The organism is Exiguobacterium sp. RIT594, from assembly GCF_003339585.1.
In the GTDB taxonomy this organism is placed as follows: Bacteria; Bacillota; Bacilli; order Exiguobacteriales; family Exiguobacteriaceae; genus Exiguobacterium_A.
This window is the reverse complement of sequence record NZ_QPKF01000002.1, coordinates 156,602-180,852: the sequence shown is the minus strand read 5'-3', so window position 1 is coordinate 180,852 and position 24,251 is coordinate 156,602. Positions and strand designations below refer to the sequence as shown.

Below are 24,251 nucleotides of genomic sequence, written 5' to 3'. Positions count from 1 at the left end.
AACATTTAAGCGCACCGAATTTCTTAGGCTCAAACCGTTCAAAAATGAACAAAAAAAGCACGGCTCCACAAGTAGGAACCGTGCTGAACAGAAAACCGTAGCCGTTTATTCCGCGTCTGTTTTCCATTTATCGTCGATTAACATTTCACCCGGCCACGTATAGGCCATAATGCCGCCGTCGGCCGTAATGTCTTCGCCGGTGACGTAAGAGCTGTCATCTGACGCAAGGAACAGAGCAACCGTCGCCATCTCACGCGGTTTTCCGAGACGGCCGAGTGGAGTAATCCAGGCGTTGGCGTCGCGGAACTGTTTGCCTTGTTCTTCTTCTTTTCCACCGACGAGTGTATCGATGAGCGGTGTTTCAATCGTCCCTGGAGAAAGCGAGTTGACGCGGATGCCGTCACGGGCATAATCAATCGCCATCGCCCGTGTGAAGTTGGCAATGCCGCCTTTTGCGGCATTGTAGCCGGAACGATTCAAGTCGGCTGCACGTCCCGACATCGATGACGTATTGATGATTGATCCGCCGTTCTTCAGCATCAATGGAATGACGAATTTACTCGTTAAGAATGTTCCGCGTAAATCGACGGCGATGATTTGATCAAACAGTTCGATCGGATATTCATGGACTTTCCCGCCTTGTTGGTCAATCCCGGCATTGTTGAACAGGACGTCGACCGTTCCATATGTAGACTCTAGATGGTCGGCAAGTTGTTTGACGCTGTCGACTTGTGAGACATCGACATGAAAGGCTTCTGCGTTTCCGCCGGCTTTCTTAATTTTTTCGACCGTTACTTGTGCTTTTTCAAGATCAACGTCCGCGCAGACGACAGTCGCACCCTGTTCGGCAAAGACGAGTGCCGTTGCCTGACCGATTCCTGTGGCTGAGCCGGTAATGACGGCTACTTTGTTTTCAAGTCGTTTCATAAAAAATCTCCTCCTAAAAAAATAATGTCCGTTGTTGTGCTTCACCTTATGAAACATTCCCTGCGTCCATCGTGCTAAACCCATCAAACTGTCTAACGTTTTGGAGGAAAGGGAACAACTCAAACAGGAAAGCGCAACAGGAAGGGAATGAGAACGCTGACATCCGGACAGTTAAAACGAGCAAAAAAACTCTTAACGGAAGCCGTTCAGTATCAGATCGAGTTGAAGAATGGACGGGTGAAAGAAGAACTGATTGAGGGAACGACACCGGTCTTATGGTTTGGTGATGCGACTAAAAAAAGCTGGTTGACGGTGGCGACGAATCCATCCGCCGGACAGTTTTTAAAAAAGGATGGAACGCTGCGGTTTGACTCGACGGGACCGTTCTTTTTACTGGATCCGGGCATGTCTTTAGAGACGTATCTAACCGATGACAATCTGGAACAAAGTATCCGTAAGTTTAATGACTATTTTAAACAAAAAGATATCTACAAAACCTGGTTCGGAAAAGAACAGGGTGGAAAACTGGAAGGATTCTTAAACGGACTGGGTGCGTCCCTGTACGATTCCTCTCTCCAGTCCGTCATCCATACCGATTTCTTTCCGCTTCCGACGAAACGGTATATGGGGACGATTTCGATGCGGCATGAACTGGAGCAATCCGTTTTTGGACAAACCTTTTTCATGAAACTACTGCCGCTGTTTTCCCTGCACGGCATCATTTTACTCGGTCGGGAGCATACGGACCGGTTTCGAAAGCTTGATTCAAGTACAGTCTGGGAAAATCCCTTCTCTTTACCCGATTATCCGGACGCTGTCGTCGAATTCGGATATTCGGCTGAACTTGGTTTGCCTGTCATCGGACTTCATTTTAAACCGAGCGAACAGTTCCTCGGTCTCGGCAGCCGCGTCGATGAAAATGGACGAAGTCATGGGACGTATGGCTCGGCGAACGGGCTGCGGGAGATCGGGCGACATGTCCGCGAAAAACTCGATGCATTCTATAAGGAAGAGGATTGACAGTCGTTTTCGTATCCGTAATAATGGAAATGAATTAGCACTCTTATTGATAGAGTGCTAAAAATGAACAGGAGGTATCGAAAATGGAAACGAAACAATTTAAAGCCGAGTCGAAACGATTGCTCGAAATGATGATTCATTCCATCTACACACATAAGGAAATCTTTTTACGTGAGTTGATTTCGAATGCCAGTGACGCCATGGATAAGATTTATTATAAAGCGTTGACGGACGAGACAATCACGTTCGACAAGGATGCCTATAAAATTACGATTGAACCGAATAAAGAAACACGTCAGCTGATTTTGCGCGATACAGGAATCGGGATGACAAAAGACGAGCTCGAAGAAAACCTCGGAACGATTGCCAAAAGCGGATCGCTCGCTTTTAAAGCGGAAAATGAGTCGAAAGACGGCCATGACATCATCGGACAGTTCGGTGTCGGTTTTTATTCCGCATTTATGGTTGCAGATACGGTGACGGTCGTGACGAAACCGTTCGGCAGTGACGTCGCCTATAAGTGGGAGTCACGCGGAGTCGACGGCTATACGATCGAAGAGGTCGAAAAAGAGACAGTCGGAACAGAGATTACGTTGCATATCAAAGCGAACGAAGAAGAAGAGAACTACGATGAATACCTAGAACCGTATCGTCTCCGGAGCATCATCAAGAAATACTCCGACTTCATCCGCTATCCGATTGAGATGGAGGAGACGGAACAGCGTCCGGTCGAGGGATCAGACGAAACAGAGTCAGTGACGGTCATGAAGACGGTCAACAGTATGGTACCAATCTGGCGCAAGAACAAACGGGAGCTGACGGATGAAGATTACCGCAACTTCTATCAGGAAAAACGATACGGATTTGACGCACCGATCAAACACATTCATATCAGTGCCGACGGGGCCGTCCGTTATCAGTCCATTTTGTTCATTCCGGAGCAACCGTCATTTGATTATTATTCGAAAGAGTTCGAGAAAGGACTCGAACTGTATGCGAACGGCGTTCTGATCATGGAAAAATGCAGTGATCTCTTACCGGATCACTTCAGCTTCGTCAAAGGAATGGTCGATTCGGAAGATTTATCGCTCAACATCTCGCGTGAAATGTTGCAACACGACCGGCAGTTAAAATTGATTGCGAAGAACATCCAAAGCAAAATCAAGACACAGCTCGAAGCATTGCTGCGTGACGACCGCGAAAAATACGAGACGTTTTACCAAGCATTCGGTCGTCAGCTGAAGTTCGGCATCTACAACGATTACGGCATGCAAAAAGATACGGTGAAAGATCTTGTTCTGTTCCATTCGGCCAAGGAGAAAAAACTGGTGACGCTCGCCGAATACGTTGCTGCGATGCCGGAAGATCAGAAGTACATCTATTACGCGTCAGGTGAAAGTACGGACCGGCTGGATAAGTTGCCGCAATCCGAGCTCGTGAAAGACAAAGGATTTGATATCCTGTACTTCACGGAAGAAATCGATGAGTTTGCGATTCAAATGCTCCTTAACTATGACGGAAAAGAATTTAAGTCCGTCATGAGCAGTGATCTCGGGATTGAACAGACGGAGCAGGCGGAAACGACGGAAACACAAGCCGAGATGTTTAAAGCGATGCAGGAAGTACTCGCAGGACACGTCAAAGAAGTCAAAGCTTCGACCCGACTAAAATCACATCCGGTCTGTTTCGCGACGGATGGTGCAGTATCGATCGAGATGGAAAAAATCCTCAAAGCGATGCCGAACAACCAGGATGTCGCAGCGGTCAAAATCCTGGAGTTGAATACATCACATGACGTCTTCCAGGCGATTGAAACAGCGTATACAGAAGACCGTTCGAAATTTGAACGGTACACGAAGCTGATGTATCAACAGGCGTTGTTGATGGAAGGGTTGCCGATTGAAGATCCGGTTGCCTTTGCAAATGAAGTCTGCGCCTTGATGATCTGACATAAAAAGATCGTATAAAGAAAGCCGGACCCGATGAATTCATCAGGTCCGGCTTTTTTGGATGGCTTGTTTACTTCGTCTTACTCCGAGCGAAGTTGCGACGGCACTTCACCGCGGCGTGACAGAACATTCAACATGACGAGGAAAATCACGAAGGCGACGAGTGCACCGAGGAAGCCGAATACGGATGAACCGGTGACACCAAGAATGAGGTAACCGACAGCGGATACTGCTGCGCCGATCAACGCGTACGGTAGCTGTGTCGTGACATGGTCAATATGATGTGAACCGGCACCGGTCGAACTGAGAATCGTCGTATCGGAAATCGGTGAACAGTGGTCACCGAAAACGGATCCGGCAAGAACAGCTGCAAGTGTCGGTAACAATAGACTTGGATCAACTGCCATGATCAAATCGGCTCCGATCGGTAACATGATCCCGAACGTTCCCCAGCTCGTTCCGGTTGAGAACGCCATGACACTGGCAATCAAGAACAATAAGAACGGCAGGTAAGAAGCAGGAATCGATTTGCTGACGAAACTGGCTAAATAATCCCCGGTTTTCATATCGCCGATAACTGCGATGATCGTCCAGGCGAACAACAGAATGACGACAGCGGGCCACATCGATTTTAGCCCTGCCCAGATGCTGATACGGTAATCACGTGCCGGAATTTTTCGACCGATCAGCATCAGGAACGCAACGATTAAACTGATGACGACACCGGAAACAAGGGAACGTGTCACGTCCGTCGCTTCAAAAGCACCGATTAATGTAAAGGATCGGCCGTCCGCCGCAAGGGCTTGTGCACCTGTCCAAAGGAGTGCTGTGACAGTCGCGATGACTAGGACGATGATCGGAACAACCAGATCGCGGACTTTTCCGCCGTCGTGTTCCTTGACTTCTTCCGCCATTCCCATCGGTGTCCCTTTGTTGGAATCAAACAATTCGCCTTGTAAAGCCCGCAACTCGTGCGTCCGCATCGGTCCGACAGCAATTCCCGTATAGGCAATGTAGAGCGTCAGTAACAAAGCAAAGATAGCATAAAAGTTCAATGGCACAATCATCATGAAGGCACTGAACGCCGAGTAATCCGTAATCGAATGCGTCGTTAAAATACCGGCAATGATTGAGATGATGAAGGCACCCCAACTCGATAACGGACTGATGACACAGACCGGTGCAGCGGTCGAGTCGATGATATACGCCAGCTTCGCACGTGAGACGCCACGACGGTCCGTTAACGGACGACTGACGTTTCCGACAGCAAGACTGTTGAAGTAATCATCGATGAAAATCAAAATCCCTAACCCGAAAGCAGCGAGTCTTGCACCACGTGCCGTCTTGACATGCGTCGTCGCCCATTCACCGAAGGCATGGGCACCGCCGGATGTTTGAATCAGTGTCGACAAGACACCGAGTAATAGTAAGAAAACAAGTAATAAGACATTCCATTCATTTAACGCACCGTCTGCCCAAAACAGGCTGAAGATGTTTTTCCCGAGATAAACTGCAGTATCCAACGGATTGAAGCTGTGAAGCAGCAAGGCACCAATCAAAATCCCGACACCGAGTGAGATGACGACTTTGCGTGTAACGATCGCTAAAACGATGGCGACAAGTGCTGGTACGAGTGCGACGATAGAATCTGAATAATTGACCATGGTTGTGGTTTCTCCTCCTTTTTTAGAAGATGAGACCCGTTGCACAGAAAAAAGCAAGGGCACCGGCAACAAAGCCGACACCCTTGCTGGATGCGTCTTTCTTAGCCGAATTGGAGTGCTCCATACAATACGCGTATGGCAATCGAACGGGTCTTTCCCGGTTCGACCAGCATCGTCATGTCTGACACATGACGATACTTCGGCGGTCTCACCTTTCTTCGATCGTCTTCGTTGTCATCCTCAGACCAAATACTCATCAAGACCGCGCCTCTACCTCATCGATAAAATAGTCATATTCTTTTCATAATAAAATTTTATCGCATTCCAAAAAAAAAATTAAGGATGTTTGTTAGGTATTGAAATAAGAATTCAATTGCTTCATCAAATAGTCTTTATTTTCTTCAAACTGTCGCTTCCGATGTCCGTTTGCTCCGGAAGGATGGGGGAAACCGAACAAAACGGTATGTTTTTTGATTCGTCCCTGATGAAGCAATGTCCGGACCGTCGATTCGACGACGCGTCCGAACGGGACCAAAATGACAGGGTCGGGTAACTGATTTAATTCCGCCGCAAAATGCTCATAAGCGTAATGTTGCAACAGTGGTGTCCGGTCAATCTTCGGTTGATGTCCCGTATAATTTTTATCCCGGTAAAAAACAGGATGTCTCAGAATCGAAGTCGTGTGTAACAGTTCCTGATTTGTATGAAATAACGTGGCGGTTGAAGAAATATTCAGCAGATGATGCAGTTCCAGTTCGTCTAACATCGTTGTCAAATTACGGCGCATCGGACCGGCAAAACTGGCACTGTATTTGACGATTTTCGATGTTTCTTCGATTGTCGCGCCATGATGGAAGGCATCAGCCGCTTCTTCATAAGCAATTCGCATCTGTTCGAATCCGGGAGTAATCCCGATGAAAACGACTTTCGCGGAAGGATTGATGTATTCGCCGATCGGTGAATAATAAACGGATAAATCCTGTTCCTGTTGTAATAAAAAACTGTCCACACACAAATCCTGGCGGGTCAGAGGCCGATCAATCGGTAAAGACCGGATGGCCTGTTCAAAAATCGATAATGAATTCAGCATAATAAATCCTCTCTCTTTCTGTATGGGATTTATGATAACAAATAATGGTATTACATACAATTTAAACCCATATCAATATAGTGAGGGGTCTCTTGAGAATAAAAAAACCTTGCGACCAAATTGGAGGCAAGGCGGTTCTGACATGAATTATAAAGAAGTCCGTTCTTTGACAGAAGCGACTTCATACGTGATGATTTCACTGCCGAGCATCGGCGATTCTTCCTGTTTTCCGTCTGTTGGTTCCGGACGTTTATGAGAAGCTTTAAAGTCATCGCTGTTGCGCCAAGCTTCAAAATGCTTCATGTCTTCCCAGTACATGTTGACATTCATTTCATCATGTTCTTCGAGTCCTTGCGTCAAGAGTACTTCAACACGAACAAATCCTTCCATCGTATCAAGACCGCTTGGACGGGTGAAACGTGGTGCCATTGCGGCGGCCATTCCTTTTTTGACTTTAATCCGATTCGTAACGACGATCATTGGATTATCCCCCTTATAGAATGAAATGTGTACATTCATAGTATAGTACGATGAAACCAACAATGCTTGAAAGAAGGAATCAATTATGAATGAAAAAGAGTACGAAGAACGGTTGCGCATCGAGACGATTGATGTTCAGCATCTTTACAATGCGTTCAGCCATTACAATCGCTATGAACCGACGCCTTATGCTGCGCTGGAAGAGTTATGTGCCGTCTATCCTTTCGATTACACGGATACGGTCATTGATTTCGGCTGCGGGAAAGGTCGGTTGAACTTTTATCTGCATGACCGGTTTGATTGTTCCGTCATCGGTGTTGAGATGAACGGACAGTTTTATGAAGACGCTTTGAGGAATCAAGCGGCTTACATGAAAAAAATGAAGCGACGTCAGGGCAGCATCCGTTTTGAACATACGTATGCGGAAAGCTATCCGATTCCGGATGATGTCACGAAATGTTACTTCTTTAATCCGTTTTCCGTCCAGATTTTCATGAAGGTGGTCGACCAAATCTTGGCATCCGTTGAACGACGTCCCCGTCCGCTCGATTTAATTTTGTATTATCCGGCAGACGAATACCGGTATTATTTAGAACATCAGACCATTTTCGAACAGGTGGAAGAAGTCCGTCTGAAAGAACTTTTCGAAAAAAATCATGACGAACGGTTCGTGATTTATCGGGTGGATCTGTCCCAAGAAGTACCAAAACGGGTATAAGGTACTAACGGCAATCACCAGAAAAGTGAGGCGATTCGGATGATTCATTTGCAACACGTGACGAAAGAATTTGCGCCGAAACGAGGTTTATTTGATGTCAGTTTCATGGTCGAACCGGGCATGGTGTTCGGCTTTATCGGACCGAACGGAGCCGGGAAATCAACGGCAATCCGGCAATTGATGGGGCTGATTCAAGCAGACTCCGGTCATGCGACGATCGGTGGATATGACTGTTGGAACCAATCACAGGAGGTAAAACGAATTGTCGGTTATTTACCGGGTGAGATTAATTTACCGGGTGATTTTACGGGTGAACAGGTCCTGCATTTGATGCAGCAACTCCATCAAAGCCAACCGGAACGTCAATCGGCGTTGCTGGAACAGTTTCCCTTCGAGACGAAAACGAAAATCCGGAAGATGTCGAAAGGGATGAAACAAAAGTTGGCATTAGTCGGCTGCTTCATGAAGGATGCCCCGGTCTATCTGCTCGACGAACCGACGAGCGGGCTTGATCCGTTGATGCAGGAACGTTTTTTAAGTTTGATTGATCAGGAACGGCAACGCGGGAAAGCGATTTTAATGAGTTCGCATCATTTTCCGGAGATGGAAAAATCGTGTGACCGGGCAGCGCTGATTAAAGAGGGGCGAATCATTATCGAGTCGGACATCCATGAGCTGGTCCGTTCGAGCCGAAAACAGTACACGATTGAATTTGGTCTGGAAGCACATGCTGAACGGTTTGCACTTCAAGTTGGAAGTCAACGGTTTCAAAATCATGTTTCCTTTTTTACAAGTAACGAACGGACGCTGAATCAAATCATCCGTCTTTTAACCGAATATGATGTCCGGGCGATTCAAACTTCGGCAGATGATTTAGAACATGTCTTCTTGCATTATTACAGTGAGGAGGAACCATCATGATGACGATCGTTTGGTCGTTACTCAAGCATAACGGGAAGCCGATCACAGCCTATGCAGTCGGGACGAGTCTGTATTTATTGATGCTTGCCGCACTCTATCCGTCGATGATGAAGACGGGACTGCTCGAAGCAAAGCTCCAGGCACTGCCACCGGAAGTGTTAAAAGCTTTCCAATACGATAAAGTGACCGGTTTTGATAACGTGCTCGACTTACTCGGCGGAAATTATTACGGACTGATTTTTCAAATCATCGCGTCCCTGTTCCTGTTATCGCTTGCTGCACGCCTGCTCGCACGGCCGATTGATAACGGAGAACTGATTTTATACCTGGCTGCTCCGATTACGCGTCACCAATATACGGCATCGGCGATGATTGTGATGCTACTCGCCAGTACATGCCTGGTGTTATGCAATACGTTTGTTTTAGTAATGGCTGACTGGTTTGTTTCCGGGGTTTCGATTGACGGTATGACACTCGTCCGCTTTCAAGTGAATGCACTCTTCCTACTGTATGCCATCGGTGGATTCACGTTGTGTATCGCCACCTTATTTGATGATGAACGGCGTGCCTTTTCGATTGCCGGCAGTGTCCTTGTGCTGTCGATTGTCCTGACGATTGGAGCCGGTCTCAGTGAAAAAACGGACTGGATGCGTTACGGCTCGATTTTCAGTCTGTTTAACACCCAGCAATTATTAGAAGGAACCCATCACTTCTTTTGGCATCTCTTGATATTAGCGGGTATCAGTGTGTTGTTCCATATCGGTGCGTTTATAAGTTTCCGTAAGCGCAGTTTGTCGATTTGACACAACTGGACCGGAAAATAAGCCAAAGCGGACGTGGAAATTTACAGAAAGTGAACATTTAGGATTTGAACGTTGCGTAAGCGGCTGATTTTTACTAAGATAAAGGAATGTTATAGTTCTGGAAAAAGAAATGAGGTCTCTCTAATGAATAAACCGTCCATTTATGGATTAACACTTGAGCAGATGACTGAATGGTTATCGCATCAAGGTCACAAACCGTTCCGAGCAAAACAAGTTTGGGATTGGTTGTATCGTAAACGTGTCACTACTTTCGCAGAAATGACGAATGTCAACAAGGATTGCCTTGAGTTGTTAGATCAGAGTTTTGCGATTAATTCGATGACGGAATCCGTCAAACAGGAATCGGCAGATGGAACAATCAAGTTCCTCTTCAAATTATATGATGGCAGCTTGATCGAAACGGTCTTGATGCGTCACAAGTACGGTCTGTCAGTCTGTGTCACGACGCAAGTCGGCTGTAACATCGGCTGTAGCTTCTGCGCAAGTGGCTTGATTAAGAAGAGCCGTGATCTCTCGGCTGGAGAAATCGTCGAGCAAATCATGAACGTTCAGCATCACCTCGATGCTGTCGGTAAAGAAGAGCGTGTCAGCCACGTCGTCGTCATGGGTATCGGTGAGCCGTTTGATAACTTCGACAACATGGTCGATTTCTTGAACGTCATCAAAGATCACAACGGTCTTGCAATCGGTGCGCGTCACATCACGGTTTCGACAAGTGGACTCGCAGATAAAATCTACAAATTCGCAGATTTAAAACTTCAAGTTAACTTGGCGATTTCACTTCACGCGCCAAACAACGAACTCCGCACACAAATCATGAAAATCAACCGTGCGATTCCGCTCGAGAAATTGATGCCTGCCATCGATTACTACGTCAAGACGACGAACCGGAAAATCACGATCGAGTACATCCTTTTACGTGGCGTCAACGACCAGAAAGCCCAAGCGATCGAGCTTGCGAAATTGTTCGAAGACAAACGTCATTTGACGTACGTCAACTTGATTCCGTACAATCCGGTCGACGAGCACGGTCAATACCAACGCAGTACGTCGGAAGATATTTCAACGTTCTACGACACATTGAAAAAGAACGGTCTCAACTGTGGTGTCCGTCTTGAACACGGTACGGATATCGATGCCGCATGTGGTCAGCTCCGCAGTAAACAAATCAAAAAAGATACAGTCGCAGCAAAATAAGCAAGTGGAGCTTCCCGTCACTCTGACGGGAAGCTCTTTTGACGTTCTGTTGAAAGTAGCGCATAATGAGAGGTCACGTCTGATTAACAAATCCAACTTAAACATAAACTATAAAAATAAATGAGGTATTCTTATGTCTAAAAAACCATTCACTGATTTTCAACTCAGTACGCCGATTCTAGAAGCGATTGAACAGCTCGGTTATCATACGCCGACCGATGTCCAACAAGCCGTCATTCCGGTAGCTTTATCGGAAAAAGATATCATCGTCAAATCACGGACCGGCAGCGGGAAGACGGCATCGTTCGGAATTCCCCTTTGCGAACTCGTTGAGTGGGAAGAAAACAAACCCCAGGCGTTAATTTTAACACCAACGCGTGAGCTGGCCCTGCAAGTCACGGAAGATGTCATGAACATCGGTCGTTATAAACGAATCAAAGCGACAGCTGTGTTTGGGAAACAACCATTCCGCGGACAAGTCGCAGAACTGAAACAGAAGACACATATCGTCGTCGGGACACCGGGACGGGTGCTCGATCACTTGGAGCGCGGCACGTTATCACTTGAAAAAGTGAAATACCTGGTTCTTGACGAGGCGGACGAGATGCTCAACATGGGCTTCCTCGATCAAGTGGATACGATCTTAAAACAATTGCCGAAACAACGGACGACCATGCTGTTCTCTGCGACGTTCCCACAAGACATCCATCAGCTGAGTGACCGTTACATGCAGTCACCGAAGGAAGTCGAAATCCTGACAAAGGCAACGGAAATTGCAGAAATCGAACACAGTTATATTACGGTAACCGATAAAACGAAATTTGCGGTCCTCAAAGATGTCACGGTCGTCGAAAATCCGGACCGGTGCATGATTTTCTGCCGGACGAAAGAACATGTCGATTTCGTCGCCCAGGGGTTGGCATCAATGGATTATCCGGTCGAAAAAATTCACGGCGGAATGGAACAGGATGAGCGTCTTGCTGTCATGAAAGCCTTCCGGGCAGGTGAGTTCCGTTATCTCGTCGCAACAGACGTCGCAGCACGTGGCATCGATATTGAAAACATCACACACGTCATCCAGTACGACATGCCGGTCGAAAAAGAAAGTTATGTGCACCGGACAGGCCGGACGGGACGGGCAGGAGCGCTCGGAAAAGCAATCAGTTTAGTGACCGAGTCCGATATGCGCCGTCTGCGTGAAGTCGAACAGTACCGTGGTGAGGCCATTGAAAGACGCCAGGCACCGACTGAAAAGGAACTGATTCGGACAGCGGATGCGTTTGAAGAGAAAATTACGACGGCTGATGTCCGGGCTTCGAAAACGGAACAGCTGAATGCCGATATCATGAAGCTCTATTTTAACGGCGGGAAGAAAAAGAAACTTCGTGCCGTTGATTTCGTCGGAACGATTGCGAAAATCGAAGGCATGACCGCGCAAGACATCGGAATCATCACGATTCAGGATACCGTCACGTACGTGGAAATCCTGAACGGAAAAGGTCCGCTCGTCTTGCGGGCGATGAAGACAACAAAAGTCAAAGGCAAACAGTTGAAAGTGTACGAAGCGTTCAAAAAATAAATGGCAGCAGCCGTCTAAAGAGACATCACTCTCTTAAGACGGCTGTTTTTTGTGTCAGGTGTTGTCCGAGATAAAGACCGCTTGCAGCTGCTTGTGACAGGGAGTGCGTCACACCGGAGCAATCGCCGATGGCATACAGTCCCGGAAGATCCGTTTCAAAGACCGGAGACGTCGACAGTACCGGGGCATAAAATTTTCCGTCCATACCGTACAGTAACGTATCCGGTGAAAGTGGTGTCTCGAGGAGGTGTTCAAGACGGTCCAGGAATTCCAACAGAACGGTAATGTCGGTTTCCGGTACTTCCTCCATCAGATGACCGGCAGTCGCTTCTAAAGTCGGTCTGATTTTATTTTCGGCAAGATCAGCTGAGGAAGTCATACGGGCTGAACGCAAATCCCCCAGTCGTTGCACGACGATCCGGTCTGTTCCCTGATTGATCCGTCCGATGACGGAAGCGGCATAGTGATTCGCTTCTGCAAGTGTCGCAAAATAACGCGGTAAAAACAGCGTGAAGTTCAAGTTGGTCGTTCCGGACTCCTGTTCGCGGAAATTCTGACCATCCGGCATGACGAGACCCTCCTGATGTTTGCGGATGATCCGTCCTTTCGGATTCATACAGTACGTGACCGCCGTTCCGGCTGCTGACGCATAGGCCAGCTTCGTTTCGAATGTATCCTGTAACAGTGTCCGGAATGCCGTTTCCTCCATCTCAATCCGAATCCCGAGGTCGAGGCGTGTTTTGTTTTGAGTGAGTCCAAGCGTCTGCAGTTGTGCCTGCATCCACTCCGTACCGGAACGTCCGGTCGCGAAGACGACACGTTGACTCGAAAATGTCTCGTGTTTAGTCGTAAGCAGAAACCCGTTATGTTGTTTCTCGATCGTTTCGACAAACGTCTCAAAGCGAAAGGTAATCTGTTTCTGAAGAACGGCTTCGAGCCGTCTTAAAATACGTTCCGATAATCCTGTCCCGAGATGGCGGACCGTCGTTTCGATCGTTTCAAGACCGGCAGCGCGCGCCCGGGTTGCGAGCTCTGGATTGGATGTCGAATAGGTATCGACCTCGTCCGCGCCGTAACGACACAAGAGGGCATCGACTTGTTGCATCAGTTGGAGCATCTTCTCCGGTCCCAGTTTCTCTGCGAGTTCGCCGCCGAATCCGGCAGAATAGTTGTATTTTCCTTCCGATTTTCCGAGTCCGCCAAAACCGAGGTAGGCTTCCTGTGTTGTCCGTTGCTCAAGCGGTTTTCCGGCATCAATCAACAGAACCGTCTGACCTTGTGCCATCAGTTCGTGTGCCAGAAAGATTCCAGCGACACCGGCACCGATAATCGTCACATCATACATCGTTTGACCAGCTCCTTTTCGTCAGTATACAAAAAAACCGGATTCCTGTTGAGGAATCCGGAGCTTTCAAACGATTATTTCCAGTCTGTGATGTCGTTGATCGGCAAACGAACCGATGGGTACCCGGCGTCAACTGCTTTTCCGATGGAAAGGAGCATGACAGGAAGGTAACGGTCTTTATCCATACCGAATGCTTCAGCGATTTGATCTTTTTCGTAACCGCCGATCGGGTTTGTATCGTAACCGTGTGCACGGGCGACGAGCATCAATTGCATCGAGACGAGGCCTGAGTCGATCAGGATGCTGTCACGAAGTGTATCTGTATCTTCCGGGCTGTAGAAGCCTTTGATGGCAGGGACTTGACGATCGCGGACTTCTTGCGGCATTAATCCTTTTTCAACAGCCATATCGTAGATGGTATCGATGCTGTCGACTGCATTCATATCTCCGAAGACGGCGATGACAGCAGATGATGTCTCGACTTGAACCTGGTTGAATTTAGCAAGTGGAGCAAGCGTCGCTTTTCCTTCTGCACTGTCGATGACGAGGAAACGCCATGGTTGCATGTTGACCGAAGATGGAGCAAGTGTTGCTTCTTCAAGGATTTGTGTCATTTCTTCTTTTGAAATCTTGACGTTTGTGTCGTAGTTGCGGATTGAGCGGCGTCCTTTAACGATTTCCATAAAGTCTGTAGTTGTTTGAGTTGTCATAGTAATAATCTCCCTTTTGTTTGTTCTCTTTTTTTGATGAATATGAGTACTGCTTATTTCCAGTCGGTGATGTCGTTGATTGGCAGACGGACCGACGGGTATCCTGTGTCGACGGCTTTCCCGATTGAAAGAAGCATAACCGGTACGTAACGGTCTTTTTCCATACCGAAAGCTTCAGCGATTTGGTCTTTTTCATAACCGCCGATCGGATTTGTATCGTAACCGTGTGCACGGGCAACGAGCATTAATTGCATCGAGACGAGACCTGAGTCGATCAAGATGCTGTCTTTCAGTGCACTGGCCGGTACGCTTTCATACATTCCTTGAATGGCAGGAACTTGACGATCGCGGACTTCTTGCGGCATCAGTCCTTTTTCAACAGCTGTATCATAGATGTTTTCAAGTTGATCGATTGCTTTCATGTCACCAAAGACAGCGATAACTGCAGATGATGTTTCGACTTGCACCTGGTTGAATTTAGCGAGCGGAGCGAGTGTTGCTTTTCCTTCTTCGCTGTCGATGACGAGGAAACGCCATGGTTGCATGTTGACCGAAGATGGAGCGAGTGTTGCTTCTTCAAGGATTTGTGTCATTTCTTCTTTTGAAATCTTGACGTTTGTGTCGTAGTTGCGGATCGAGCGGCGTCCTTTAACGATTTCCATGAAATCAGTTGCAGTTTGTGTAGTCATTTGAAAGTCTCCTTTTTAGTTAACAGTTGTTTTAGGTAAGGTAAGGGCATTTGTTTCAATTCGTTGGATCATTTGTGCCAGCTGGTGTTGTTCATCTGCCGTGAATCCTTCAAGCAGTTGCTCGAGGAATTCATCTTTTTGCTGACGTAACCGGGTGATTCGTGTGGCGCCTTCTGACGTCAACGAAACGAGAATGACACGGTTATCGGTTGCGGAACGGACACGTTCAATCATGCCCTTCGTTTCCAGGTGTTTTAAATGTCGTGTCACGGCTGCATTATCAACGTTGACACGTTGTTGCAACTCTTTTTGACTGATGGTCGTATCGACCTCGAGTTGCGCTAATAAGTCCATCCGGGTTTGGCTGAAGCCGTCCGTACAGAGATCAAATTTTTGAGCAATCGTCTTATTGACGGAGACGAGCGCATAAATCAGTCGTCCTTTTTCGGTACAGGAAATACTCACGTTCATCACATCCTTCCCTTCGTTCGAAAAATCCTTGACGTATCAAAGATTGATATGTAAATGAATATAACGTGTCTGCTTGCATGCTGCAACTAATATGCTTCATCCACAAAAAAGATACCATTTCAGATGAAATGGTATCGAGTCAGACGACTTAACTGATTTTTTGTTGTTTCCGGGGAATCGTTCCGGCATCAATCGCAGCAATCATCCGGCGGAAATGCCCTAACCAAAATTGCAGGAACGGACCAATCAGGAAAATCGATAAGATCGTTCCGAAGAACACGGGTCCTCCGAGCAGCCAACCGATACCGCAAGCGGTGATTTCCATGAATGTCCGCATCATCCGGATGGATGTACCGAACCGTTCAGCGAGCGTCAGTGTCAGTCCGTCCCGTGGTCCAGCGCCGTACCCGACAGCAACATACAACCCCGCGCCCATCCCGATGATGAAGATACCGGCAATCAGCCACAGTGTATTCTGCCACAGAGAAGAAAAGGAGGGCAGGAGACCGGAACCGAGAACCAGATTCATGAACACGCCGACAAAAATCGCGTTGACGAGTGTGCCGACCTGCGGTGTAATCCGGTCGAGCAAGTATTTGACGAACACCAGTAACAAGCCGACGAGAAGAATAATCGTTCCGACGGAAAACGGCGTTTTATTTTGCAGACCAAGGTGCAGAACGTCCCAGGTCGAGACGCCGAGTTGTGCCGTGATCATCATCGATGAACCGACAGCAAGTAAAAAAAGACCGAATAAGAATAATGCCCATTTCAGAACGGAACGGAACAGCCAGGATGTTTGAATGGTCTGCTTCATGGATGGGAGACACCTCGTTTCAAAATCAAATTGATTCATTAACTGTACCATGTTTGAGGAAAGAAACTAAAGCGAATCCGATATTTTCCATCTTGAGATGGAGGGAATCCGTTCTGCTGATCCGTATACTAATGAAAAGGAGGTCCGTCCATGCAAAAAATCCGTCATTTTTTCCGTTTTACATACCTTGAGGCCATCTGTTGTGTGTTTCCGGTCGCGATTTTCCTGGCACTTGCTGCCTCCCGTTATCTGCCGGCGGAGCCGATTGCCCGCTACGATTTGCTCCTGATCTGGTGTCTCCTCGTACAAATCGTTTTACTTGTCACGCGTTATGAAACGAAAGAAGAGTTTAAATTGATTTTAATATTCCATGCGATTGGACTCGGACTGGAGCTGTTTAAAGTCCAGGTCGGCTCCTGGAGTTATCCGGAAGACGCCTTCAGTAAAGTGTTGGGTGTTCCGCTCTATGCCGGTTTCATGTATGCGAGTGTCGCCAGTTACATTTGTCAGGCATTTCGCCGTTTTGATCTCCGAATTACGCAGTTTCCCCGGCCACTGTTTGCTTTAGCGACCGGTCTGCTCGTGTACGCCAACTTTTTTACCCATCATTGGTTGTTTGATTTTCGTTGGATTTTGATGGGGATTGTTGCTCTCGTCTTTTATAAGTCCTGGGTCTATTTCCGCCTGGATGAAACGGTCTACCGGATGCCGCTTACCCTCTCGTTTGGATTGATTGCCTGGTTCATCTGGCTGGCGGAAAATATCGTAACCTTTTTTAAGGGATGGGTGTATCCGAATCAGCAGGATGGATGGGAGCTGGTCGACTTCGGGAAATTATCGTCCTGGTTTTTACTTGTCATCATCACGATTTTGATTGTCTCTGTCGAAAAATACCGGCTCGGTGATCCGTCAATCGAAATAAAAGCCTAACCATATCCAAAAAATAACCAGGTCTTTTTTTGACCAACCTATACGAAAGTCCCTTGCTATAGTTGAAAAAAAGCAAAGGGGTTGTTGAAGATGATGCAACAGATTGTGGAACGGGCGAAGACGTTAGTCGCTGGTAAAATGAAAGTAGTCGACACGGTGGAAGAATGGGACTTACTGCTCGAGGAAATCCGGGGAATCGATGAATGGGTGCAGATGTCGCGTTACTATACACCCTCCGCAAAACCGGACATTGTGTGGAACGAACCAGAAGAAGACGTCAGATTCGAACAACCTGTCGTTCCTCCTGCACAGATCAATCCTGTCATCGAACAACGTTACGCCTATACGTTTGTCCGTGAATTAAAAGGTGGTTCTTTACGGGAATGGCCGAACAGTCATATCTCGGAAACAGAAATCCGGCAATGGAACCTTGAACATGGAATGGAAATCCGTGTCCAAGTCGTACATCAGGACTCCCGCCGGACGACACTTGAAGTGATGGCTGTTGTCGCAACTGACCGGATGAAGCCACTGTCTGAACGAATCGTTTTTGAAAAATGTATCGTTAAAAATCATGGCATCATTGAATCGACGGTCGAAGGACCATTAAAGGATGAGACGGGTAAGTCCTTTTATTATGCGACACCGGTTGAAGACATGCGCTTTTTCCATCTGAAAGAAGGACAGCTCGTCGATCTCGTCATGTGGAAAGGTCGTCCGGAAACACTGACGATTGCCTGGAAGTATCCGTTCCAATATGAAGAACCGACAGTACAACTGTTAGAAACGTCGAACAGTCCAACCACACCAGGGCCTTCGTCAGTTGAACCGACTCATGGATCAGCCGTCAAAAAGTCGGGACGCTATCTGAAGCAAATGAAACGAAAGTCGAAAGTAAAACAAGAGCAGAAAACGCGCCGGATTCGTGAAAAGAAATCCCGACCGTTGACACCACTCGTCACGACGTCCGTACCGGGGCAGCCCATCGACTTCCTCGATAAGGAACCACTTGATTTTGCACCATTTGAAGGCATGCGGCTCGTCATCGTCGGCAATGAACAGCAAGCACCGGTCTACCGGACGTTTTTCGAAAAAACAGGAATCGAGCTGATTCATCTGTCGGGTGATGCCCAATCTGCGAAAAAGATTGCCAGTCTCGCGAAAAAGACCGATGCGATTGTCGTCGTGACGAGCCGGGTATCCCATGCGGCTTCAGCACACGTCATCGCGCAGGCGAAGAAACATGATATTCCGTTTGCGATGGAACGGCTCGACGGACGACGTTCGTTGTATACGGCATGCCAGCGCCAACTTGAAAAAGCACGCTTAAATCAGTTGAAAACAGGAAAATCCTGAAAAAAGGTGAAACTCCTCTCTTCATGAGCCGTAAATAAGGATAGAACTTATTTTGAGGAGGATCATATTCATGTCATCACAATTAAAAAAATCAGCAAAGGAAGCATTAAGCGGTCGTTGGGGCTTTACGGTCTTGATGTTTTTATTATTCGCAATTCTGCAAGTCATTCCGGAACTACTGTCGTCTGATTATGACGAACCTTTCCAGACGATTGACTTCCTCGGATTGATTGCAACGATCTTATTACTCCCACTTGGTGCAGGATGGGTCTGGTTCTCACTTTCTATCGCACGGGGAGAACAAACAAAAATCAGTGATTTATTTGAGCCCTATAAATATTTCATAAAAGTTGTCCTGCTTTCAATCGTCCAATTTGTATTCTTGTTCCTATGGGCATTGTTATTGGTTGTACCGGCCATTATCAAATCATTTTCGTATATGTTGACTTACTACATTTTGCGGGATGAACCTTCGATTGGTGTATTGGAAGCAATCACCCGGTCACGTCAAATGATGGATGGACACAAAATGGAAGCTTTCCTGTTGATTCTATCGTTCATCGGCTGGTTTTTCCTTGGATTGATTACGATCGGAATCGGATTCTTGTGGATTATTCCTTACGTCAGCGTCACGCTTGCAAAATTCTATGACCGGATCCGCGGCGAAGAAGCACCCGTCGAACAATCGACGTTTGTTGCCCCATATTAAGACCATGAGGATGAGAGCCTGGCTCTCGTCCTTTTTTAATACTGTTATTAATTCCGATTGGAAAACAAGGTTTAATGGTTGCTTTACTCTGCTAAAAAGTGTACGATAATTCCAATAATTCTTATCAAGAGAAGTCGAGGGAATGGCCCGAAGACACTTCAGCAACCCCGCGAGCAGCGGAAGGTGCTACTTCCTAAAGGAATCTTTTCCTTTACAGATAAGAGCAGACATGATTAATCCGTCGCTCTTTTCGATTTTCGAGAAGAGCGACTTTTTTTATAAGGGGGACATAACGGATGGAGTATGGATTTTGGTTACCGATTTTTGGCGGATGGTTACGGAATGTCGAGGACGAACAGATGCCGGCGACGTTCGACTATGCCAAACAGGTCGCACAAACAGCAGAACAAATCGGGTTTTCGACGACACTGATTGCCGAATTGAACTTAAATGACATCAAAGGACTCGAAGCACCCAGTCTTGAAGCCTGGACGACGGCAGCGGCGATTGCCGCGACGACGGAACGTCTCGAAATCATGACAGCGGTCCGTCCGGGGTTCCATAATCCGGCGACGACCGCGAAGATGGCAGCAAACATCGATCAGCTCAGCAACGGACGCTTTACGTTAAACGTCGTCTCGGCCTGGTGGGAAGAAGAAGCCCGGCAGTACAACGGAATTTTCACGGCCCACGACGAACGCTACGCACGGACGGAAGAGTTTGTCACGATCATGAAAGGATTATGGGCAGACGCTTCCCCGTACAGCTTTGACGGCAACTACTATACGCTTGAGAAGACACAACTGCATCCGAAGCCGGTTCAACGCCCGGGTATCAAATTGTATGCAGGTGGAGAAAGTGAAGCCGGCAAACAAACCATCGTCAATCATTGTGACGCTTATGTCATGCACGGCGGAACAGTGGAAGAAGTGTCCGTTAAGATTGAGGATATGAAGGCGCGCCGACAAGCGACAGGGCAACCGCCGCTTGAAAGTTTTGGACTGGCTGCTTATATCATCTGCCGCGATACGGAAGAAGAGGCGGTGCAAGAGTGGCAACGGATTACGGACGTCAAGGAAGATGGTGCCGGGTACGCCGGATACGACGATTTCGTCAGCAAATCCCAACTCGAACAACAGGTGAAACGGAATGACTATTCGGTCTCAAACCGTGGACTTCGTCCTGATTTAATCGGGACACCGGAACAGATTGCCGAACGGATTCTTGCCTTTGAAGACGTCGGCGTTACTCTGTTGCTCCTGCAATTCTCACCGCAACTGGAAGAAATGGAACGCTTCGCGCGCGACGTCATGCCGCTTGTCGAAGAAAAACGAAAGGTAGGTCAAACCAAATGACAAAAATTCATATCTTACACGAAAACCAGGAATGGACGGACCATTTAATTAAACGACTCGAGGAACTGGAGTTGCCGTATGAACAGTGGCATCTCGATGAAGGACAGGTCCCGCTTGATGAAATCCCGCCAAAAGGCGTCTTCTACAGCCGGATGAGTGCGTCTTCGCATACGCGCGGGCACCGCTACGCGCCGGAACTGACGGAAGGGGTGCTCGCGTGGCTCGAGGAACACGACCGGACGGTCTTCAACGGAACACGTGCGTTGCGACTGGAAGTCAGTAAAATCAATCAGTATACGGCTCTTCGAAAAGCCGGTATCCGGGTTCCGAAAACGACGGCTGCCGTCGGACGTGATCAGATTGTTGAAGCGGCGAAAAATATCGGCGTATCTTCGTTCATCACAAAACACAACCGTGCCGGAAAAGGGCTCGGCGTCCAGTTGTTCCACTCGATTGAAGCACTCGAGACGTATCTTGACGGTCCGACGTTTGACGAACCGGTCGACGGAATCACGCTGATTCAAGAATATATCCAGGCACCGGAGCCATACATCACACGCTGTGAGTTCGTCGGTGGAAAATTCGTTTACGCTGTCCAAGTTGATACATCAGAAGGCTTTGAACTGTGCCCGGCGGATGCGTGTGTGATCGATGACTTATTCTGCCCGGTCGGGGAAGAAGCACCGCAAACACCGATGAAATTTAAAGTCGTTGACGGATTTGATGATTCAATCATTCAAAAGTACGAAGCATTCCTGCAAGCGAATCAGATTGCGGTCGCCGGGATTGAGTTCATCAAGGATGCGGATGGAACGATTTATACGTATGACGTCAACACGAATACGAACTACAACTCGGATGCGGAAGCGGCCGCCGGTAAGTTCGGAATGCTCGAACTGGCGAAGTTCCTTGGTGCTGCCCTCGAACATCAAACGGTAAAATAATCATCACGGACCGATTCAAATAAGCCAAATACCCTGTCTGTGTGCAGTTTGAAGTTAGAACTGCACGCATCAGGGTATTTTTCAGTAAAGGGAGGGGGGGTTCGGATGGTAACATGGCACGAAGAAAAAGTCCTCGACGTTCCAATCGAGCAGGCTTGGCATTTATTTGATCACGATCGGTTGCAACGGTTAATTCCGGGTGTCGTCCAGCACGAAGTGATCGAACGCAAACCGGGTGTCGTCGGTTCGACGTATAGGCAAACGTACATGCAGGGGAACCGGTTAGAGACGTACATCGTGACGGATCTTGCGTATACAAGCGAACCGGACTTTAAGCAAAATACGATTGGCTTTACTCTTGCGAAAATCTTTCAGCTCGAGATGACGTTTACACTGAAACGGCTCGACGAAACGAGCTGTCAGCTGATTTATACCGGCAAAAACGAAGGCGCCAACTTTGTCGGGCGAAGTCTGTTGTCACTCGGAGGCGAACGGGAGACGGAAAAAATCGTGCAAGGGTTACTCCGTCGTGTGGAACAGGAAGCCGGTCAGTTGCGTACGTAATCGAAAGAGCCGTCTTGAATCGTCAGACTAAAAAAGCAGGGAGCGGATTTAACATCCACTTCCTGCTTTTTGTTAAGTTCTTATGTGGTTTAACGGTGAGAATACGATTTCTGACCCGTCGGGAGACCGGACAAGTAACCGACACCGCCTGTTTTTTGAATGCCGATGCCTTCCTGCATCGCTTGTTCGAGTTTCTTCGGATCAACGGCTGTAATCTGCTTACCGTTGAGTCCTTCACCCGGATGCTGGTAGTTGCTGAGCAGGTAGCTGTATCCGCCGACACGATCGAGTGAACGCAGTCCTGTCGCTTCCGCTCCAACCGGAACAGAGAGAATCCGTGACAGTTTTTTCGTCTTCAAGTTGTAGGCCCAGACGAAGTTATTCGTGTGCAACGAGCTGTCTTCACCGATGAAGAGTGTGTTCGATGTTGCGGAATAAGCCAGGTTATCCGGATTTGAAACAAGATTCGGATTCGCTGTGTTACCGTAGGCATCCGGCTTCGCTAAATCCTCACCGATGACGAGGGCTTGCATATTCGTCGGAACATAGCGGCTGTCGATGCCTTTAGAACGACCGAGGTCGATTTCAAACGTCACACCGGATTCGCGTTTTTCAAGCTGAATATCATCCTGAACGGCACCATCTTGTTTTTCCGTACTGCCGGAAACATAGGAGAGTGCGATATAGGCTTTTTTGTCCTCCGCATTAACCGTAATCCCTTCCATCTTGTTGAATTCAGACGTTGCCCCAAGTAACGCACCGTAACGACGGGATTCGAGGAAGGCTGCTTCTTTTTCCTTGCCTGGTTTCAGCTTCAGATACTCCACCTTTTTGCTGGCAGCTGTCTTGACTGCTTTAAAGCCGGGTGTTGGAACGTCAGCTGTTTCAAAAATGTCACTAAACTTCGTTCCTTTGTCGATTAAGCGTTTCACTTTTTTATCGGATGCATGTCCGAGTTTAATCCATTCGAGATCCCCGGCACCGCCTTCTGTTGCCTTCGTTTGTTTGAACTTGGCAGCGTACAGCGTTCCTTGTGAGAAGTCTTTCTTTTTATCGGCGACGTACATGAACATCATCGTATTATTGCCGTCATCTCCGAAGATGGCTGTTTTTTGGTCAGGCAGAATCTGCATCATTTCGTGTGAGAAACGACCGGTGCTGTAATGTTTGACGACGGAGGACTTTCCTTTACGGTCGACCGAGATTTCCGGTGTGAAGCCGTAGAAATAAGGATTCGCTTTTTCTTTTGTTCCGAAGTAACGTTCGGCGAAGGCGTTAACTTCTTTATAAGCGGAAGAAGTCGGATCCGACTCGAACGCCCGGGCATCCGGCTCATATTCTTCCGAACCGAGATGTGTGCCCCATGGTGTCGTCGAACCGTTACATGGTGTCCAGAGACCATTGACGTTCTTGAAGTCGATTTTACTCGCTTTCTTGACCGCAAGTTTCCCGGTCTTTTTATCCTGTACGACTTCTGTCAATGTCATCGAAGCGGGCAGTCCCTTGACCTCATTTCCGGCGTTATCGATTGAATCATACTCGAAGTGTGAGACCATATATTTTTTGCCGTGGACTTCAAGCAGGCTGTTTGAGTCCGGTGCGTCAGAGACGAAGTCTTCCGGCTTGTCCGGGACGCTCCGATCGATGATTGGATCACCATTGACGTCAATCGGTGTTCCGGCGGCGATCATCGCGCCTTTATTCTCAACGATTTTATCTTGTGATAAGAACAATTGATTGTAGTCGAGCGGTTTGATTTCGGTTTTGCCGTTTTGATACGTGACCTTAACTTTGGCTTCCGTATATGTTTTGACCATTTCATTAACTGTATTTGGTGCATCCATCGATAGAAACTCGACTTTCTTGATATCCCGTGCTGCATGGGATGTATGGGCATCAGCGAATGTTGGAATCAGACTCGATGACAGGACAGCTGCGGATAGACCGACGATAAGTGTTCGTTTCATGATAAATTCCCCCAAGTTGTTTGTT

Annotated in this window: 23 protein-coding genes and 2 riboswitches; of the genes, 13 read left to right on the top strand and 10 right to left on the bottom strand. The window is 47.6% G+C overall.

Annotated elements, in window-relative coordinates:
* Positions 1-105 precede the first annotated feature (105 nt).
* Complete coding sequence (locus tag DVG79_RS10785) at positions 106-927, bottom strand: SDR family oxidoreductase (protein WP_114596731.1); 822 nt, start codon at positions 925-927, stop codon at positions 106-108.
* Positions 928-1,074: 147 nt separating this feature from the next.
* Between DVG79_RS10785 and DVG79_RS10780 the strand changes: the two genes are divergently transcribed.
* Together DVG79_RS10780 and htpG are read left to right on the top strand one after the other, a co-directional pair.
* Positions 1,075-1,947 (top strand): hypothetical protein, encoded by an 873-nt coding sequence (locus tag DVG79_RS10780; RefSeq protein ID WP_114596730.1) that lies wholly within the window; start codon positions 1,075-1,077, stop codon positions 1,945-1,947.
* Between the two features lie 83 nt (positions 1,948-2,030).
* Positions 2,031-3,896, top strand: coding sequence for a molecular chaperone HtpG (gene htpG, locus DVG79_RS10775; RefSeq protein ID WP_114596729.1), 1,866 nt, complete (start codon positions 2,031-2,033; stop codon positions 3,894-3,896).
* An 80-nt stretch (positions 3,897-3,976) separates the two neighbouring features.
* Here htpG and DVG79_RS10770 read toward each other — a convergent pair whose 3' ends face one another.
* The 3 genes from DVG79_RS10770 to DVG79_RS10760 form a co-directional block, all read right to left on the bottom strand.
* Positions 3,977-5,560 (bottom strand): Na+/H+ antiporter NhaC family protein, encoded by a 1,584-nt coding sequence (locus DVG79_RS10770; RefSeq protein ID WP_114596728.1) that lies wholly within the window; start codon positions 5,558-5,560, stop codon positions 3,977-3,979.
* 105 nt (positions 5,561-5,665) lie between these two features.
* Positions 5,666-5,841, bottom strand: a riboswitch (Lysine riboswitch).
* Positions 5,842-5,909: 68 nt separating this feature from the next.
* Positions 5,910-6,650 carry a uracil-DNA glycosylase family protein gene (locus DVG79_RS10765; protein WP_114596727.1) on the bottom strand — a complete coding sequence of 247 codons (741 nt, stop codon included), beginning with the start codon at positions 6,648-6,650 and terminating at the stop codon, positions 5,910-5,912.
* A gap of 147 nt (positions 6,651-6,797) precedes the next feature.
* Positions 6,798-7,130, bottom strand: coding sequence for a heme oxygenase (locus DVG79_RS10760; RefSeq protein ID WP_114596726.1), 333 nt, complete (start codon positions 7,128-7,130; stop codon positions 6,798-6,800).
* An 85-nt stretch (positions 7,131-7,215) separates the two neighbouring features.
* On the opposite strand from DVG79_RS10760, the gene DVG79_RS10755 reads away from it, so the two are divergent.
* From DVG79_RS10755 to DVG79_RS10735, 5 genes are all read left to right on the top strand, one after another.
* The gene (locus tag DVG79_RS10755; protein ID WP_114596725.1) at positions 7,216-7,848 is read left to right on the top strand and encodes a methyltransferase; all 633 of its coding nucleotides are present in this window, start codon (positions 7,216-7,218) and stop codon (positions 7,846-7,848) included.
* Between the two features lie 39 nt (positions 7,849-7,887).
* Entirely contained in the window at positions 7,888-8,769 is an 882-nt protein-coding gene (locus DVG79_RS10750; RefSeq protein WP_114596724.1) for an ABC transporter ATP-binding protein, read from the top strand.
* Positions 8,766-9,572: an ABC transporter permease subunit gene (locus tag DVG79_RS10745; protein WP_114596723.1), complete on the top strand. Its 807-nt coding sequence runs from the start codon at positions 8,766-8,768 to the stop codon at positions 9,570-9,572. Before DVG79_RS10750 ends, DVG79_RS10745 begins: the two co-directional genes overlap by 4 nt.
* A gap of 144 nt (positions 9,573-9,716) precedes the next feature.
* The gene (gene rlmN / locus DVG79_RS10740; protein ID WP_114596722.1) at positions 9,717-10,790 is read left to right on the top strand and encodes a dual-specificity RNA methyltransferase RlmN; all 1,074 of its coding nucleotides are present in this window, start codon (positions 9,717-9,719) and stop codon (positions 10,788-10,790) included.
* Positions 10,791-10,923: 133 nt separating this feature from the next.
* The gene (locus DVG79_RS10735) at positions 10,924-12,369 is read left to right on the top strand and encodes a DEAD/DEAH box helicase (RefSeq protein ID WP_114596721.1); all 1,446 of its coding nucleotides are present in this window, start codon (positions 10,924-10,926) and stop codon (positions 12,367-12,369) included.
* 25 nt (positions 12,370-12,394) lie between these two features.
* On the opposite strand, the gene DVG79_RS10730 is transcribed toward DVG79_RS10735, so the two are convergent.
* The 5 genes from DVG79_RS10730 to DVG79_RS10710 form a co-directional block, all read right to left on the bottom strand.
* Positions 12,395-13,714, bottom strand: coding sequence for an NAD(P)/FAD-dependent oxidoreductase (locus DVG79_RS10730; protein ID WP_114596720.1), 1,320 nt, complete (start codon positions 13,712-13,714; stop codon positions 12,395-12,397).
* A 74-nt stretch (positions 13,715-13,788) separates the two neighbouring features.
* The gene (locus tag DVG79_RS10725; RefSeq protein ID WP_026827093.1) at positions 13,789-14,424 is read right to left on the bottom strand and encodes a nitroreductase family protein; all 636 of its coding nucleotides are present in this window, start codon (positions 14,422-14,424) and stop codon (positions 13,789-13,791) included.
* Between the two features lie 53 nt (positions 14,425-14,477).
* Positions 14,478-15,113 (bottom strand): nitroreductase family protein, encoded by a 636-nt coding sequence (locus DVG79_RS10720; protein WP_114596719.1) that lies wholly within the window; start codon positions 15,111-15,113, stop codon positions 14,478-14,480.
* A 15-nt stretch (positions 15,114-15,128) separates the two neighbouring features.
* Complete coding sequence (locus DVG79_RS10715) at positions 15,129-15,584, bottom strand: MarR family winged helix-turn-helix transcriptional regulator (protein WP_114596718.1); 456 nt, start codon at positions 15,582-15,584, stop codon at positions 15,129-15,131.
* Between the two features lie 148 nt (positions 15,585-15,732).
* Positions 15,733-16,401 carry a YczE/YyaS/YitT family protein gene (locus tag DVG79_RS10710; RefSeq protein WP_114596717.1) on the bottom strand — a complete coding sequence of 223 codons (669 nt, stop codon included), beginning with the start codon at positions 16,399-16,401 and terminating at the stop codon, positions 15,733-15,735.
* Between the two features lie 150 nt (positions 16,402-16,551).
* Between DVG79_RS10710 and DVG79_RS10705 the strand changes: the two genes are divergently transcribed.
* The 6 genes from DVG79_RS10705 (at position 16,552) to DVG79_RS10680 (ending at position 22,259) form a co-directional block, all read left to right on the top strand.
* The gene (locus DVG79_RS10705; protein ID WP_114596716.1) at positions 16,552-17,331 is read left to right on the top strand and encodes a DUF817 domain-containing protein; all 780 of its coding nucleotides are present in this window, start codon (positions 16,552-16,554) and stop codon (positions 17,329-17,331) included.
* Between the two features lie 90 nt (positions 17,332-17,421).
* Positions 17,422-18,687: a DUF2325 domain-containing protein gene (locus DVG79_RS10700; protein WP_114596715.1), complete on the top strand. Its 1,266-nt coding sequence runs from the start codon at positions 17,422-17,424 to the stop codon at positions 18,685-18,687.
* A gap of 70 nt (positions 18,688-18,757) precedes the next feature.
* Complete coding sequence (locus tag DVG79_RS10695) at positions 18,758-19,396, top strand: DUF975 family protein (protein WP_114596714.1); 639 nt, start codon at positions 18,758-18,760, stop codon at positions 19,394-19,396.
* A 118-nt stretch (positions 19,397-19,514) separates the two neighbouring features.
* Positions 19,515-19,620, top strand: a riboswitch (SAM riboswitch).
* Between the two features lie 72 nt (positions 19,621-19,692).
* Positions 19,693-20,751, top strand: a complete 1,059-nt coding sequence (locus tag DVG79_RS10690) for an LLM class flavin-dependent oxidoreductase (protein ID WP_114596713.1) — start codon at positions 19,693-19,695, stop codon at positions 20,749-20,751.
* Positions 20,748-21,695: an ATP-grasp domain-containing protein gene (locus DVG79_RS10685; RefSeq protein WP_114596712.1), complete on the top strand. Its 948-nt coding sequence runs from the start codon at positions 20,748-20,750 to the stop codon at positions 21,693-21,695. Before DVG79_RS10690 ends, DVG79_RS10685 begins: the two co-directional genes overlap by 4 nt.
* A gap of 105 nt (positions 21,696-21,800) precedes the next feature.
* A complete protein-coding gene (locus tag DVG79_RS10680; protein ID WP_114596711.1) occupies positions 21,801-22,259 on the top strand; it encodes an SRPBCC family protein in 459 nt (152 codons plus the stop codon).
* Between the two features lie 89 nt (positions 22,260-22,348).
* Here the strand turns inward: DVG79_RS10680 and DVG79_RS10675 are convergent, their stop codons facing one another.
* A complete protein-coding gene (locus tag DVG79_RS10675) occupies positions 22,349-24,226 on the bottom strand; it encodes an alkaline phosphatase PhoX (protein ID WP_114596710.1) in 1,878 nt (625 codons plus the stop codon).
* Positions 24,227-24,251: the final 25 nt, after the last annotated feature.

What these genes read in the sequence shown, in the direction of transcription:
- DVG79_RS10735 (WP_114596721.1), top strand. Translation starts at nt 10,924, where the DNA reads ATGTCTAAAAAACCATTCACTGATTTTCAACTCAGTACGCCGATTCTA.
- DVG79_RS10785 (WP_114596731.1), bottom strand. Translation starts at nt 927, where the DNA reads ATGAAACGACTTGAAAACAAAGTAGCCGTCATTACCGGCTCAGCCACA.
- DVG79_RS10685 (WP_114596712.1), top strand. Translation starts at nt 20,748, where the DNA reads ATGACAAAAATTCATATCTTACACGAAAACCAGGAATGGACGGACCAT.
- DVG79_RS10725 (WP_026827093.1), bottom strand. Translation starts at nt 14,424, where the DNA reads ATGACAACTCAAACAACTACAGACTTTATGGAAATCGTTAAAGGACGC.
- DVG79_RS10675 (WP_114596710.1), bottom strand. Translation starts at nt 24,226, where the DNA reads ATGAAACGAACACTTATCGTCGGTCTATCCGCAGCTGTCCTGTCATCG.
- DVG79_RS10730 (WP_114596720.1), bottom strand. Translation starts at nt 13,714, where the DNA reads ATGTATGATGTGACGATTATCGGTGCCGGTGTCGCTGGAATCTTTCTG.
- DVG79_RS10720 (WP_114596719.1), bottom strand. Translation starts at nt 15,113, where the DNA reads ATGACTACACAAACTGCAACTGATTTCATGGAAATCGTTAAAGGACGC.
- rlmN (WP_114596722.1), top strand. Translation starts at nt 9,717, where the DNA reads ATGAATAAACCGTCCATTTATGGATTAACACTTGAGCAGATGACTGAA.
- DVG79_RS10745 (WP_114596723.1), top strand. Translation starts at nt 8,766, where the DNA reads ATGATGACGATCGTTTGGTCGTTACTCAAGCATAACGGGAAGCCGATC.
- DVG79_RS10760 (WP_114596726.1), bottom strand. Translation starts at nt 7,130, where the DNA reads ATGATCGTCGTTACGAATCGGATTAAAGTCAAAAAAGGAATGGCCGCC.
- DVG79_RS10765 (WP_114596727.1), bottom strand. Translation starts at nt 6,650, where the DNA reads ATGCTGAATTCATTATCGATTTTTGAACAGGCCATCCGGTCTTTACCG.
- DVG79_RS10700 (WP_114596715.1), top strand. Translation starts at nt 17,422, where the DNA reads ATGATGCAACAGATTGTGGAACGGGCGAAGACGTTAGTCGCTGGTAAA.
- DVG79_RS10770 (WP_114596728.1), bottom strand. Translation starts at nt 5,560, where the DNA reads ATGGTCAATTATTCAGATTCTATCGTCGCACTCGTACCAGCACTTGTC.
- DVG79_RS10705 (WP_114596716.1), top strand. Translation starts at nt 16,552, where the DNA reads ATGCAAAAAATCCGTCATTTTTTCCGTTTTACATACCTTGAGGCCATC.
- DVG79_RS10710 (WP_114596717.1), bottom strand. Translation starts at nt 16,401, where the DNA reads ATGAAGCAGACCATTCAAACATCCTGGCTGTTCCGTTCCGTTCTGAAA.
- DVG79_RS10780 (WP_114596730.1), top strand. Translation starts at nt 1,075, where the DNA reads ATGAGAACGCTGACATCCGGACAGTTAAAACGAGCAAAAAAACTCTTA.
- DVG79_RS10695 (WP_114596714.1), top strand. Translation starts at nt 18,758, where the DNA reads ATGTCATCACAATTAAAAAAATCAGCAAAGGAAGCATTAAGCGGTCGT.
- DVG79_RS10680 (WP_114596711.1), top strand. Translation starts at nt 21,801, where the DNA reads ATGGTAACATGGCACGAAGAAAAAGTCCTCGACGTTCCAATCGAGCAG.
- htpG (WP_114596729.1), top strand. Translation starts at nt 2,031, where the DNA reads ATGGAAACGAAACAATTTAAAGCCGAGTCGAAACGATTGCTCGAAATG.
- DVG79_RS10750 (WP_114596724.1), top strand. Translation starts at nt 7,888, where the DNA reads ATGATTCATTTGCAACACGTGACGAAAGAATTTGCGCCGAAACGAGGT.
- DVG79_RS10755 (WP_114596725.1), top strand. Translation starts at nt 7,216, where the DNA reads ATGAATGAAAAAGAGTACGAAGAACGGTTGCGCATCGAGACGATTGAT.
- DVG79_RS10690 (WP_114596713.1), top strand. Translation starts at nt 19,693, where the DNA reads ATGGAGTATGGATTTTGGTTACCGATTTTTGGCGGATGGTTACGGAAT.
- DVG79_RS10715 (WP_114596718.1), bottom strand. Translation starts at nt 15,584, where the DNA reads ATGAACGTGAGTATTTCCTGTACCGAAAAAGGACGACTGATTTATGCG.